The organism is Allobosea sp., from assembly GCF_017308015.1.
Lineage (GTDB): Bacteria > Pseudomonadota > Alphaproteobacteria > Rhizobiales > Beijerinckiaceae > Allobosea.
This window is the reverse complement of record NZ_JAFKFW010000002.1, coordinates 34,973-47,300: the sequence shown is the minus strand read 5'-3', so window position 1 is coordinate 47,300 and position 12,328 is coordinate 34,973. Positions and strand designations below refer to the sequence as shown.

The following is a 12,328-nucleotide window of genomic DNA, read 5'->3' as shown; positions in this document are numbered from 1 at the left end:
CGGTGGCGTTCCTGCAGGGCAGGCCTCCGCACCGCGTCGGCGGCGGCCTGGGCGAGAAACGGGAAGCCGAAGGCTCAGGCCTTCATCTTCACATAGGTCCCGGGTGCGTCGGCCAGCGCCTTGAGTTTGCCGCCGCCCGGTTCGCGGGCAGGGACCTTCTTCGGCGCCTGGGCCTCCAGCCAGCCGAACCAGTGCGGCCACCATGAGCCCGGATGCTCTTCGGCTTTCGCCAGCCAGTCGCCGTAGCGGCCCTTGGCCGGAGCACCGGTCCAATACTGGTACTTCAGCTTGGCCGGCGGGTTGACGACGCCGGCGATATGGCCCGATCCGGCGACGACATGCTCGACCGGCCCGCCGAAGCATTGCGAGCCGTTGAAGACCGATTGCGCGGGCGCGATATGGTCTTCGCGGGCCGCGAGGTTGTAGATCGGGATCGTCACCTGCTTGAGGTCGAGCGTCTTGCCGCCGATCCGCATCTCGCCTTTGGAAAGCTTGTTGTCGAGATAGCAGTTGCGCAGATAGAAGGAGTGGTTCGCCGCCGGCATCCGCGTCGAATCCGAATTCCAGTAGAGCAGGTCGAAGGGCGTCGGCGCCTTGCCCTTCAGGTAATTGTTGACCGCGTAGGACCAGATCAGATCGTTCGGCCGGAGCATGTTGAAGGCACCCGCCATGCGAGCGCCATCGAGATAGCCGGTCCGGGCCATCTGCTCCTCGATGGCGCGGATCTGCTCCTCGTCGACGAAGACCGAGAGCTCGCCGGCCTCGGAAAAATCAACCTGGGTGGTGAAGAACGTCGCGCTTTCGATGCGCTTGTCGCGCATCGCCGCCATATAGGCGAGCGTCACGCCGAGCAGCGTGCCGCCGACGCAATAGCCGATCGCCGAGACCTTCTTCTCTCCCGTCGCTTCCTCGATCGTGTCGAGCGCGGCGAAGATGCCTTCGCGCATATAGCTCTCGAAATCCTTGGCGGCATGGCGCGCATCCGGATTGACCCAGGAAATGCAGAAGACCGTCAGCCCCTGTTCCACGCACCACCGGATGAAGCTTTTCTCCGGGTTGAGGTCGAGGATGTAGAACTTGTTGATCCAGGGCGGCACGATCAGCAGCGGCCGCTTCAGCACCTGCGGCGTCGAAGGCGCGTACTGGATCAGTTCGATGATCTCGTTGCGGAAGACGACCTTGCCTGGCGTCGTCGCGATATTGACGCCGACCTCGAAGGAACCCGCGTCGGACTGGCGGATCTTGAGCTCCCCGCCGCCGGCCTCGACGTCCTCGGCATACATCTTCATGCCGCGCACGAGATTCTCGCCGTTCTGCTGCAGCGTCTCGCGCAGCAATTCGGGGTTGGTGGCGACGAAATTGGTGGGCGAGAGGGCCCCGGCGATTTGCTTGATGTAGAAGCGGGCCTTCTCGCGCGTATGCGGGTCGAGGTCGTCGGCCTTGTCGACCATCGTCTCGGCCCAGCGCGAGCCGATCAGATAGGCCTGCTTGATGAAGTCGAAGGTCGGATGGTTGGTCCAGTCGGGATCCTTGAAGCGGCCGTCCCGCTTGTCCGGCTCGGCCACGGGGGCGACTTCCTCGCCGCCGGCGCGCTTCAGCGCCGTGCTCCACAGGTTCATGAAATCGCCGGTCAGTGAAGCCTGCGCCTCGATGATCTTGGAGGGGTCGTTGACCCAGCGCTCGGCGACGCGTCCGAGCGTCTTGACCATGTCGCTGGCTTCGTCGGCCTGGCCGGTCTTGGCCTCGCCACGCTCGAGCGGTTTCAGATAGGCGGCGGTAATCTTGCCGTATTCCTCGACGAGCCGGCCCATATTCTGCGCGAACTGGTCGAAGTCCGGAGCGGTGGCCTCGGCCGGGCCGGTGGTGTCCTTCGCCCTGTCGCTTTTTCCGCTCATGTCTCGCCCTTTCCCCCCGTCGTCGCAGGATAGCGCATGACGCTCCATTTTGGTCCTATTAAGGACGCAGCCGCTGTGCTTTACCAAGCAAAATCGCCAACCGCTGGATGTCCCGATGCCGACTGAAATCTTCGCCAAAAAGCTGCTTCTGATTCCGGCGGCCTTGGTCGTGGTCGGCGCGGCGCTGGCCGGCTGTGGCAGCGACGAGGGCTTCAAGGGAGTCGCCGAGGCGGCCGGTCTCGCGACGACCCCGCAGGAATCGAAGGCTTTCGTCAGGGAAACCCGCCCGGCCGATCTCGAATACGTCCCCATCGGGTCGAAGGTGACCCGGACCGCCCCGCGCAAGCCGGTCGAGGACTACAAGAAGATCGAGGCTGCGCTCGAGGCCAAGCAGAAGGCCAATGAGGCCGCCGGCAATACCGCCAAGGCGCTCGGCGCCACGCCGGCGCCGCAGCCCGCGAAGATTCCTCAGAACTGAGCGCGAGGCCCTTCAGTCAACCCAAGGATGGCTGCGATCTGATCGGCTCGCCCCATAAATCGCAAAATATTGCGTGATGAGGCCTGTCGTGGCGAAAGATGCGATGCTAAGCACCCTCGGCGCAAGGATGTAGTCCCTGCGAAATCATGACACCGCCCCTGGGCGGCCGAGGACCTGTTCGATATGACCGATTTCCACCGTATCAAGCGCCTGCCGCCCTACGTTTTCGAACAGGTCAACAAGATCAAGGCAGCCGAGCGCGCCAAGGGCGTCGACATCATCGATCTCGGCATGGGCAATCCCGATCTGCCGGCGCCGAAGCACGTTATCGAGAAACTGGTCGAGACCGCCGGCAAGCCGCGCACCGATCGCTATTCCGCCTCGAAGGGCATCGGCGGCCTGCGCCGCGCCCAGGCGAACTACTACGAGCGCCGCTTCGGCGTGAAGCTCAATCCCGAGACGCAGGTCGTCGCGACCCTGGGCTCCAAGGAAGGCTTCGCCAACATGGCGCAGGCCATCACCGGGCCGGGCGACGTCGTGCTGGTGCCGAATCCGAGCTACCCGATCCACGCCTTCGGCTTCCTGATGGCGGGCGGCGTGATTCGCTCCGTTCCGGCCGAGCCGACGCCGGCGATGTTCCCGGCGCTGGAGCGGGCGATGATGCATTCGGTGCCCAAGCCGATCGCGCTCGTCACCTGCTACCCGGCCAACCCGACGGCCTATGTCGCCTCGCTCGATTTCTACCGCGACCTCGTCGCCTTCGCGAAGAAGCACGAACTGATCCTGCTTTCCGACCTCGCCTATGCCGAGGTCTATTTCGACGAGAACAATCCGCCGCCCTCGATGCTGCAGGTGCCGGGCGCCATCGATGTCGCGGTCGAGTTCACCTCGATGTCGAAGACCTTCTCCATGGCTGGCTGGCGCATGGGTTTCGCTGTCGGCAACGAGCGCCTGCTCGCGGCGCTGGCGCGGGTGAAATCCTATCTCGACTACGGCGCCTATACGCCGATCCAGGTCGCGGCAGCGGCTGCGCTGAATGGCCCTGACGACTGCATCCGCGAGATGCGCGAGACCTATCGCAAGCGCCGCGACGCGCTGGTCGAGAGCTTCGGCAAGGCCGGCTGGGAGTTTCCGGCGCCGGAGGCCTCGATGTTCGCCTGGGTCGCGATCCCCGAAAAATTCCGCCATCTCGGCTCGCTGGAATTCTCGAAGCTGCTGATCGAGAAGGCCGAGGTCGCGGTCGCGCCGGGCATCGGCTTCGGCGAGCATGGCGACGACTTCGTCCGCATCGCCATCGTCGAGAACGAGCAGCGCATCCGTCAGGCCGCGCGCAATATCGGCCGCTTCCTCAAGGGCGCCGACACGACGCTGCACAACGTCATCCAGATGCCGAAGGCGGGGTAGGGCCCCGCTCGCTTCCAGGGACAGAACGGTGGTCATCCCGGGCTGAGCACAGCGCGGACCCGGGGTTCATTCCTGAACCCTGGTTGGAAGCGCTCTGGCATGGAACCCGGATTGACGCGGTCTCGCCGCTTGTCAGGGATAGCGGCTCGAGGTCGTCACGGGCAGCGACATCGCTGGCTCTGGACCCCGCGTCGAAAACATGGGAACCGATGCAACGCGGACGGATTGCTCCGCATTGCGCCCGAGGCTCGCTTCCATGTCACGCAAAGGCCGTCTGCTCGGCGTCTTTTTCGCCGTCTTCGCGCTGATCAGCCTCGTCGCGACCTATGACTATTCCCGTGGCCGTATCCCGCAGACACGCTCGGCCCTGGTTTCGGACGTGCTGGCTGTCACCAATGGCCGCGAATGTGCACGCGACGCGACGGATATCGTTACCCGCTATATTCCGGTCGGTACCGGCCGGGCGGAGGCCGAGCGGGCTCTCTCCGAAATCACGATTGACCCGCCAAAGCCCTGGTTCTGGACGCCCGCTGTCGAAAACAGCACCGTTTCCGAGGGCGCGACGATCGAGGCGCTGCACACCATCAAGGCGACCGCGTTCGGCACCAATCTGCTGCGCATCTATCTCGGTTTCGAGGACGGCAAGGTGAAGCGCGTCGCAGCCGAGGTCGTCTGCCATTTCGGCTGAGGCGTCGCCGGTTCGCACAAGTCGTTTCGTTGGGTCAGCCGCTGGGCTATCCTGAACGGGGCTGCAACGACAGGTGCTGCCATGGAAGCGACGGACAAGGTCTTCGCCGGTGCCGTTCCGCAGATCTACGATCGGCTGCTCGTACCCCTGATCTTCAAACCCTATGCCGAAGACCTGGCTGTTCGCGTCATGGCCGGGAGGCCCAGGCGCATTCTCGAGATCGCGGCGGGAACGGGAGCTCTGACGCGGGAAATGGTGGCGCGGCTCGACGGCGAAAGCATCGTCGCGACCGATCTCAACCCGGCGATGCTGGATATCGCCGCCGCGCGCTTCTCGGGTGACGACAGGCTCGTCTTCCGGCAGGCGGATGCGCTTGACCTGCCCTTCGCGGCCGAGAGCTTCGACGTCGTCGCCTGCCAGTTCGGGGCGATGTTCTTCCCGGACAAGCCGAAGGGCTATGCCGAGGCGCGCCGCGTTCTGAAGCCGGGCGGCCTCTTTCTGTTCAATGTCTGGGACACGGTCGAGAGCAACGACTTCACCGCGGTGATGCTGGATGCGTTGACCAGACTTTTTCCCGCCGATCCGCCCCGCTTCCTCGCACGCACGCCGCATGGCTATCACGACGCCGGCACGATCGAGCTCGACATCATGGCGGCCGGCTTTCCGCGGCCGGAGATAGAGCGGGTCGAGAAGCGTTCCCGCGCTGATTCTGCGGCCGATGTCGCGATCGGTCTCTGTCAGGGCACGCCGATGCGCGGCGAGATCGAAGCGCGTGGCACGCCGGAACTCGGCGCCGTCACCGAGGCGGTGACGAAAGCGCTGGAGCAGCGTTTCGGTTCAGGCGTGCTCGACGGAGCTCTTTCCGCCTTCGTGGTTTCGGCCCGCAAGACTGGGGCTTGAGGCGATTTCGGGAGTGCCGGAGCGTGGCTCTCCGTTGACACGAAACTCGCCTCATGCGACGCCGCGCGCATGACCAGCATGCCTCTTTCGCCTGCCTCCCAGCCCCTGCGCATCGGACTTGCCGGCCTCGGCACGGTCGGCGCTTCCACGCTGCGCATCCTGCGTCGGCAGGAGAATGCGTTGGCGGCACGCTGCGGCCGCGCGATCAGGGTCACAGCGGTCTCGGCACGCGACCGCAACCGCGACCGCGGCATCGATCTCGGCGGGCTTGCCTGGTTCGACGATCCGGTCGCGCTGGCGAAATCGGATGAGATCGACTGCTTCGTCGAATTGATCGGTGGTTCCAACGGTTCGGCCAAGGCGGCGGTCGAGGCGGCTCTGTCCGCCGGCAAGCATGTCGTCACCGCGAACAAGGCGTTGCTCGCGGCACATGGCGTTGCGCTTGCCGACCTTGCCGAGACCAAGGGCGTGGCCCTGGCCTTCGAGGCCTCCTCGGCCGGCGGCATCCCGGTCGTGAAGACGCTGCGCGAGGCGTTGGCCGGCAACAATGTCACTCGCATCTCCGGCATCCTCAACGGCACCTGCAATTATATCCTTTCCCGGATGGAGAAGGAGGGGTTGACCTTCGAGGCCTGCCTGAAGGACGCCCAGCGTCTCGGCTATGCGGAAGCAGACCCGACCTTCGACGTCGAGGGCTTCGACACCGCCCATAAGCTCGCGATCCTGACGAGTCTCGCCTTCGGTACGAAGATCGACGCCGAAGCGATTCATGTCGAAGGCATTTCCGCGATCACGCCGCTCGACCTCAAGATGGCCGACGATCTCGGCTACCGCATCAAGCTGCTCGGCGTCGCCGAGCGCACCAAGACCGGGATCGAGCAGCGCGTGCATCCGACGATGGTGCCGAAATCCTCGGCCATCGCGCAGGTGATGGGCGTGCTCAATGCGGTCTCGGTCGATGCCGACGCAGTGCGCGAGATCACGCTCGTCGGTCCCGGGGCCGGCGGCGATCCCACCGCCTCTGCTGTCGTCGCCGATATCGCCGACGTCGCGCGCGGCACCGCCGGCTTGCCCTTCGGTGTGCCGGTCGGACGCCTTGAAGAGCCGAAGCGTGCGCCGATGCAGCGTCATGAAGGCGGCTATTATGTCCGCCTAGCCGTCGCCGACCGCCCCGGCGCCGCCGCCGCCATCGCCACCCGCATGGCCGAAGCCGAAATCTCCCTGGAAAGCATTGTCCAGCGTCGCTCGCCCGAGGCCGTGACGCGTGACCCCGAAGGGCGCTCCGGCGCTCCGGTTCCGGTCGTGCTCATCACCTATGCCACCAGCGAGACCGCGATCCGCGCGGCGCTGGAAAAGGTCACCGCCGACGGTCATGTCGCGGAACCGCCGCAAGTTATCCGCATAGAGCGGGAACAGGCATAGGGCAGGATGCGAAAAAGTGGGAACCGGTTTTTTGCGCCAATCCCGCTCTGACACCATCCGGCTCTGGCGGCCATACCTGCCAATCTCATTGCAAGGGGACTAAAATTTCATGTCCGTCGATCTCCGCATCTCCCCCGACCAGATCATCGAGCGCTATCTTTCGATGGAGCTCGTGCGCGTCACCGAGCGCGCCGCCGTCGCAGCGGCCCGCCTGCGTGGCCACGGCAACGAGAAGGCGGCCGACCAGGCCGCGGTCGATGCGATGCGCCGCGAGCTGAACCGCCTGCCGATCGATGGCGAGATCGTCATCGGCGAGGGCGAGCGCGACGAGGCGCCGATGCTCTTCATCGGCGAGAAGGTCGGCAACAAGCAGGGCCCGAAGGTGCATATCGCGGTCGATCCGCTCGAGGGCACCACGCTCTGCGCCAAGGATATGCCTGGCTCTATCGCCGTGATGGCGATGGCCGGCGCCGGCAGCCTGCTCTACGCCCCCGACGTCTACATGGACAAGATCGCGATCGGCCCCGGCTATCCGCAGGGCGTCATCGATCTCGATGCCTCGCCGGCCGACAACATCAACGCGCTGGCCAAGGCCAAGGGCGTGAAGCCGAGCGAGATCTCGACGCTGATCATGGACCGCCCTCGCCACGCCAAGCTGATCGAGGAAGTCCGCAAGACCGGCTGCTCGATTCGTCTGATCACCGACGGCGACGTCGCCGGCGTAATCTTCTGCACCCAGCCCGAGAAGACCGGCATCGACCTCTATCTCGGCATCGGCGGTGCGCCGGAAGGCGTGCTCGCTGCCGCGGCTTTGCGCTGCGTTGGCGGTCAGATGCAGGGCCGCCTCATCCTCGACACCGAGGAGAAGCGCGTGCGTGCGGCCGGCATGGGCGTCAAGGACCCGAACAAGAAATACGACATGTCGGAAATGGCCTCGGGCGACGTCATCGTCTGCGCCACCGGCGTCACCGATGGCGGCATGCTTTCGGGCGTGCGCTTCGGCAGGGACGTGATCGAGACCGAGACGCTGGTCTATCGCTCGATCACCGGCACGGTCCGCCGCATCTATGGCGAGCATCGCGAGTTCTCGAAGTTCCAGCTCGACTGAGCTGGACAGCATTGCGGGCGCGGGGAAGCCTGCGCCCGGATGCGCCTACAGGTGTCATTCTCGGGACCGCCCGGGGAACAGCGGGCCAGGTTCGGGAGCCTGCTGCGCGGAGAGAGGCCCGGGGCAGGTCGGGTACGACGGCGCTGCACAGCGGCGCCTATGGCGATCGGTCTCGACCTTGCGCACTCGGCATCGGTTGACCTCGCCGGCCGCTTGCGCGACGTCGGTTGCATCATGAGTCTGATCCTGCCCCGTGCCTTTCTCGGCGTGACCCGTTCGGCGCTCGGCCGCCCCTGGCGCGACCGGCTCGACATCGCCGGCCTCGGGCGGGCCGAGGCGCTGAGCCAGCAGCAGGGTCTGCCCGACATCCTCGCTCGCCTGCTCGCTGCGCGCGGCGTCGAGCCCGCGGACGCGACCCGCTTCCTCGAACCGAAATTGCGGGACGTCCTGCCTGATCCCGACGTCCTTACCGACATGGAAGCCGCCGCCGCGCGGCTGGCACAGGCGGGTGCAAGGGGCGAGCGCGTCGCGATCTTCGGCGATTATGACGTCGACGGCGCCTGCTCCTCGGCTCTGCTGGCGGGCTTCCTGACTCAGGCTGGTGCTCGCCCGCGCATCCATATTCCCGACCGCCTGATCGAGGGCTATGGCCCCAATAGCGAAGCCATCCGCATGCTGGCGGGCGAGGGAGCGACCTTGCTCGTCACGGTCGATTGCGGGACGACCAGTGAGGAACCGCTCGCCGAAGCGCGCCGGCTCGGCCTCGATGTCGTCGTGCTCGACCACCATCAGGCACCGGAGCGGCTGCCGGCCGTCGAGGCGCTGGTCAATCCGAACCGGCAGGACGACCTCTCCGGCCTCGGCCATCTCTGTGCAGCCGGTGTCGTCTTCCTGGCGCTGGTTGCGACCAGCCGGGCGCTGCGTCGGGGGGGGCATTGGGCAGCGCGCGACGGCGAGCCCGATCTGCTGGCGGCGCTCGACCTCGTCGCGCTGGCAACCGTTGCCGATGTCGTGCCCTTGCAGGGGCTCAACCGCGCCTTCGTGCGGCAGGGGCTGGCGATGATGCGCAGCCGCACGCGACCGGGCCTGGCCGCGCTGATGGATGTTTCCGGCCTCGATGGGCCGATCCAGCCCTGGCATCTCGGCTTCCTGCTGGGGCCGCGCATCAATGCCGGCGGGCGCATCGGCGATGCCGCGCTGGGTGCGCGCCTGCTCCTGACCGAGGACGAGGTCGAGGCCCGGACCGTCGCGACAGAGCTCAATCGCTTCAATCAGGAGCGCCAGGAGATCGAACGCCTTGCCGTGCTGGAGGCGGTCTCGCAGGCAGAACACGAGCTTGCCGGCATGGCCGAGATGCCGGTTCTGCTCGCCGGCAGCCCCGATTGGCATCCTGGCATCGTCGGCTTGGTCGCGGCCCGGCTCAAGGAGCGCTTTCGCCGTCCCGCCTTTGCGCTGGCGCTGAACGGGGAGGGCGGAGCGACGGGCTCTGGCCGTTCGGTTGCGAGCGTCGATCTCGGCCGCGCCGTGCGCGCCGCCGTCGAGGCCGGCCATGCGGTCAAGGGCGGCGGTCACGCCATGGCGGCGGGCGTGACGCTGGCGGCCGGCCAGGCCAGCGGCTTCCACGGCTTCCTCAACGACTATCTGCTGCGCGAGGTCGCCGCCGTCGGCGAGGCCGAAGCACTACTGGTCGATGCCGCGCTGAGCGCCGGCGGTGCCAGCCCCCGCCTCCTCGCCGAGATCGAGAAGGCCGGCCCATTCGGTTCGGGCAGCCCGGAACCGGTCTTCGTCTTTCCGGCGCATCGCCTGACCGACGCCGTCGAGATCGGCACGGGTGGTCATGTCCGCATCAAGCTTCGTTCGGGCGACGGGGCCAGCATCGGGGGAATCGCTTTCCGGGCAGCGCAGGAGCCGCTCGGCCAGGCCTTGTTCGCCGCGCGCGGGGAGATGGTGCACCTCGCCGCGACGCTCTCGCTTAATCGCTGGGGCGGCCGGGAAACGGTGGAATTGCGCATCCTCGACCTCGCCCGGCCGGCCTGAGGCGCTGCCGGCTATTTTCTTGTGAACAGGAGCTTGCGGAGCGGCGGGCCTGCCACTATACCTCGCCCCGCTTCGGCACGAACCTCAGCGGTTCGCGGCAAAGCGGTCTTCGTCTATCGGTTAGGACACCAGCCTTTCACGCTGGGAAGACGGGTTCGATTCTCGTAGACCGCGCCACCTTTTCCAGGGTGAGCCAAGCGTTTGAAAATCGAACGATAACCTAAGGTTGGGCCCCGGCGATCGTCGCCAGGAGGCCCTTCGATTTGCCGGGCTGCTGGCCGATCGCGAAGCGTAGTCGGCCAGTTTTGCAGACTTGGCCGATGAAGCGTGAATCCTGCGGTACCTGGCGCTTGCACTCGGTGCGGCGGCAACGATGTCGAACTCGGGCTTTCAACCTTCGAAAGCTCGGCTCCCCGGTCAATTGCCCGCCATCACCAGGTCCGCCTCAGGCGGCGCACTTCAACGAGTGGTCGCAATTTTACCTTGAATGGCGCGTCGCGTTTCCGGGCCAGCTGCGGCGCGACCAATTGCGGCGTGTCAGATCGCCACTTCCCCGTCAAAGACGCGCCGTCGGGCGACGTCGATGTGATTGCGCATGGCCTCATAGGCCGCATCGGCATCGCTCGCCGCGATCGCCTCGAGGATCATCTTGTGCTCGGCCTGGCGGAGATGGAGCTTCTGCCTGGGACTTTGCAGCGAGAGCTGGCGGTTGAGCAGCATGGCCGTCTTCATCGATTCTTCCAGCGACTGAAGCGTCGTCGAAAAATAGCTGTTGCCGGAGGCGTCGGCCACGGCCTTGTGGAACAGGAAATCAGAATCGACGTCGACCACGCCGCCGGCGGCAGCCTCATCCTGCACCTTCACGATGTCGCGGATCACGTGCAGCATTGCCTTGTCGCGGCGCGTGGCGGCCAGGCTCGCAGCCATCGGCTCGAGCGCGATGCGGAATTCGAAGCAGCGCTGAATGTCGGCGATGCTGCCGATCGGCGCGAAACGGAGCAAGGCGCTGCCGGGCCGCTTGATGACGAAGCTTCCGGCGCCCTGGCGGGGCTGGATCAGCCCATCGTCGCGCAGCCGCGCCAGCGCCTCGCGCACTACCGGCCGGGAGACGGAGAATTCATTGGCTAGCATCGTCTCGGTAGGGAGCTTCGAGCCTTCCGGATAGCGCCCCTTGACGATATCGGTCAGGACGACCTCGTAGACCTGATCGCTCAGCTTCGCCTGCTGCCGCATCACCGGGCGGCCGCCTTGCGCGGGTGGCTCCATCGGCTTGCTCATCGCCAGACCTCACCTCCCTTTTGCTGCCTCTTGGCGATCTGTGGTGTCCTGCGGTCATTCAATGGCATATTTCGTGAGCCGGGTGGAACCGCTGGCGGGTCGGAGCAACGGGGCTGTGACCCAAGGCCGCGGCGCCGGCATCAGGCATGGGCCGCATTCGCTTCTCCTGTGAGCAGCTTCCTGGCCGCCGCCGAGACCTCTGGCACCAGCATGGCCGGAATCTCGCTCACCAGCGGCATGACGGGTCCCATGTCGGCCACGCCCGCAAGGGTCACCGCTGCATGGAGGATCTCGGCCGGCCCATATCCGTCACGCAGGTTCTCGAGAGGGAGGAAGCCCTGCCGGATTTCCTCGGCCGCCGCGTAGTCCTTCGCCTTGAGCTTGCGCAGAAGGCGCATCGAGGATGCGGGTGCGACCGATCCCGATCCCGTCGTGAACGCCTTGAGTCCGAATTTGCGGAAATGCGCCAGTGCCGGCCGTTCGCCGATGCCGCTCACGATCCGCTCCGCGCCGATCGCCCCGATCAGCCGTGTCAGGAAATCGTCGGTCTCGGGATCGTTCCTGACGATGGCATATTTGACGAAGAGGATGCAGCCGTCGCGGTACAGCGCCGCGATTTGTTCGACACTGAGATAGTTCTCGGCCTTGGCGTAGACGACCAGCGGCTGACCCAGCTTGTCCGCCGCATAGCGGATCGAACGCTCGATCCCCACGGAAGACATGTTCGCTGTGGCCGGAAGCACCATGGCGGTTGGGAACCGCTTGCGCCCAAGGATCGTCACCTGGTCGCGGATCGCTCCGAAGGCAGGACCGATCGCGGGAATCACCCAAGTGTCGGCGGCGACGGTCTCGGCCAGGAAATCGAGGATGCCTTCATACTCGGAAATGGCAATGTTGTAAAAATTGGCGTTGCCGCCGCACATTATGATCGAGATGCCCGCCTGCTCGAGGTGGCGGATCAGGTTCCGGTTCGCTTCGGGCGCGAAATCCAGATCCGGCGTGCGCGCCATGGGCGGCACGGCAATGACGGATTTCTGCCAGTCGGCCGGCCCGCTAAGCGTCTCTCGCATTCCATCCTCCTCAAAATCCGCCGCTGCGCGTGCGCGTCTTCATGCGCA

Annotated in this window: 10 protein-coding genes and 1 tRNA gene; 8 read left to right on the top strand and 3 right to left on the bottom strand. The window is 65.9% G+C overall.

The window, feature by feature from the left end; genetic code table 11:
• Window positions 1-74 precede the first annotated feature (74 nt).
• Entirely contained in the window at window positions 75-1,895 is a 1,821-nt protein-coding gene (gene phaC / locus J0I42_RS00200) for a class I poly(R)-hydroxyalkanoic acid synthase (RefSeq protein WP_291651599.1), read from the bottom strand.
• A gap of 115 nt (window positions 1,896-2,010) precedes the next feature.
• On the opposite strand from phaC, the gene J0I42_RS00195 reads away from it, so the two are divergent.
• The 8 genes from J0I42_RS00195 to J0I42_RS00160 all read left to right on the top strand — a co-directional run bounded on the left by J0I42_RS00195 (window position 2,011) and on the right by J0I42_RS00160 (window position 10,109).
• The gene (locus J0I42_RS00195) at window positions 2,011-2,373 is read left to right on the top strand and encodes a hypothetical protein (protein ID WP_291651597.1); all 363 of its coding nucleotides are present in this window, start codon (window positions 2,011-2,013) and stop codon (window positions 2,371-2,373) included.
• Between the two features lie 183 nt (window positions 2,374-2,556).
• Complete coding sequence (locus tag J0I42_RS00190) at window positions 2,557-3,777, top strand: LL-diaminopimelate aminotransferase (RefSeq protein WP_291651595.1); 1,221 nt, start codon at window positions 2,557-2,559, stop codon at window positions 3,775-3,777.
• A 256-nt stretch (window positions 3,778-4,033) separates the two neighbouring features.
• On the top strand, window positions 4,034-4,465 hold the full coding sequence (locus tag J0I42_RS00185) for a hypothetical protein (RefSeq protein WP_291651593.1): 432 nt from the start codon (window positions 4,034-4,036) through the stop codon (window positions 4,463-4,465).
• Between the two features lie 81 nt (window positions 4,466-4,546).
• A complete protein-coding gene (locus tag J0I42_RS00180; protein WP_291651591.1) occupies window positions 4,547-5,365 on the top strand; it encodes a class I SAM-dependent methyltransferase in 819 nt (272 codons plus the stop codon).
• A 78-nt stretch (window positions 5,366-5,443) separates the two neighbouring features.
• Window positions 5,444-6,787, top strand: a complete 1,344-nt coding sequence (locus tag J0I42_RS00175; protein WP_291652635.1) for a homoserine dehydrogenase — start codon at window positions 5,444-5,446, stop codon at window positions 6,785-6,787.
• 109 nt (window positions 6,788-6,896) lie between these two features.
• Window positions 6,897-7,895: a class II fructose-bisphosphatase gene (gene glpX / locus J0I42_RS00170; RefSeq protein WP_291651589.1), complete on the top strand. Its 999-nt coding sequence runs from the start codon at window positions 6,897-6,899 to the stop codon at window positions 7,893-7,895.
• 234 nt (window positions 7,896-8,129) lie between these two features.
• Window positions 8,130-9,932 (top strand): single-stranded-DNA-specific exonuclease RecJ, encoded by a 1,803-nt coding sequence (gene recJ, locus J0I42_RS00165; RefSeq protein WP_291651586.1) that lies wholly within the window; start codon window positions 8,130-8,132, stop codon window positions 9,930-9,932.
• 102 nt (window positions 9,933-10,034) lie between these two features.
• A tRNA-Glu gene (locus tag J0I42_RS00160) sits at window positions 10,035-10,109 on the top strand.
• Between the two features lie 360 nt (window positions 10,110-10,469).
• On the opposite strand, the gene J0I42_RS00155 is transcribed toward J0I42_RS00160, so the two are convergent.
• Both J0I42_RS00155 and J0I42_RS00150 read right to left on the bottom strand, forming a co-directional pair.
• Window positions 10,470-11,210 (bottom strand): FadR/GntR family transcriptional regulator, encoded by a 741-nt coding sequence (locus J0I42_RS00155; RefSeq protein ID WP_291651584.1) that lies wholly within the window; start codon window positions 11,208-11,210, stop codon window positions 10,470-10,472.
• Between the two features lie 140 nt (window positions 11,211-11,350).
• Window positions 11,351-12,280 (bottom strand): dihydrodipicolinate synthase family protein, encoded by a 930-nt coding sequence (locus J0I42_RS00150; protein WP_291651582.1) that lies wholly within the window; start codon window positions 12,278-12,280, stop codon window positions 11,351-11,353.
• Between the last annotated feature and the right edge of the window lie 48 nt (window positions 12,281-12,328).

Coding starts and splice junctions, on each gene's coding strand:
- phaC (WP_291651599.1), bottom strand. CDS start 1,895: ATGAGCGGAAAAAGCGACAGGGCGAAGGACACCACCGGCCCGGCCGAG.
- J0I42_RS00195 (WP_291651597.1), top strand. CDS start 2,011: ATGCCGACTGAAATCTTCGCCAAAAAGCTGCTTCTGATTCCGGCGGCC.
- J0I42_RS00190 (WP_291651595.1), top strand. CDS start 2,557: ATGACCGATTTCCACCGTATCAAGCGCCTGCCGCCCTACGTTTTCGAA.
- J0I42_RS00185 (WP_291651593.1), top strand. CDS start 4,034: ATGTCACGCAAAGGCCGTCTGCTCGGCGTCTTTTTCGCCGTCTTCGCG.
- J0I42_RS00180 (WP_291651591.1), top strand. CDS start 4,547: ATGGAAGCGACGGACAAGGTCTTCGCCGGTGCCGTTCCGCAGATCTAC.
- J0I42_RS00175 (WP_291652635.1), top strand. CDS start 5,444: ATGCCTCTTTCGCCTGCCTCCCAGCCCCTGCGCATCGGACTTGCCGGC.
- glpX (WP_291651589.1), top strand. CDS start 6,897: ATGTCCGTCGATCTCCGCATCTCCCCCGACCAGATCATCGAGCGCTAT.
- recJ (WP_291651586.1), top strand. CDS start 8,130: ATGAGTCTGATCCTGCCCCGTGCCTTTCTCGGCGTGACCCGTTCGGCG.
- J0I42_RS00155 (WP_291651584.1), bottom strand. CDS start 11,210: ATGAGCAAGCCGATGGAGCCACCCGCGCAAGGCGGCCGCCCGGTGATG.
- J0I42_RS00150 (WP_291651582.1), bottom strand. CDS start 12,280: ATGCGAGAGACGCTTAGCGGGCCGGCCGACTGGCAGAAATCCGTCATT.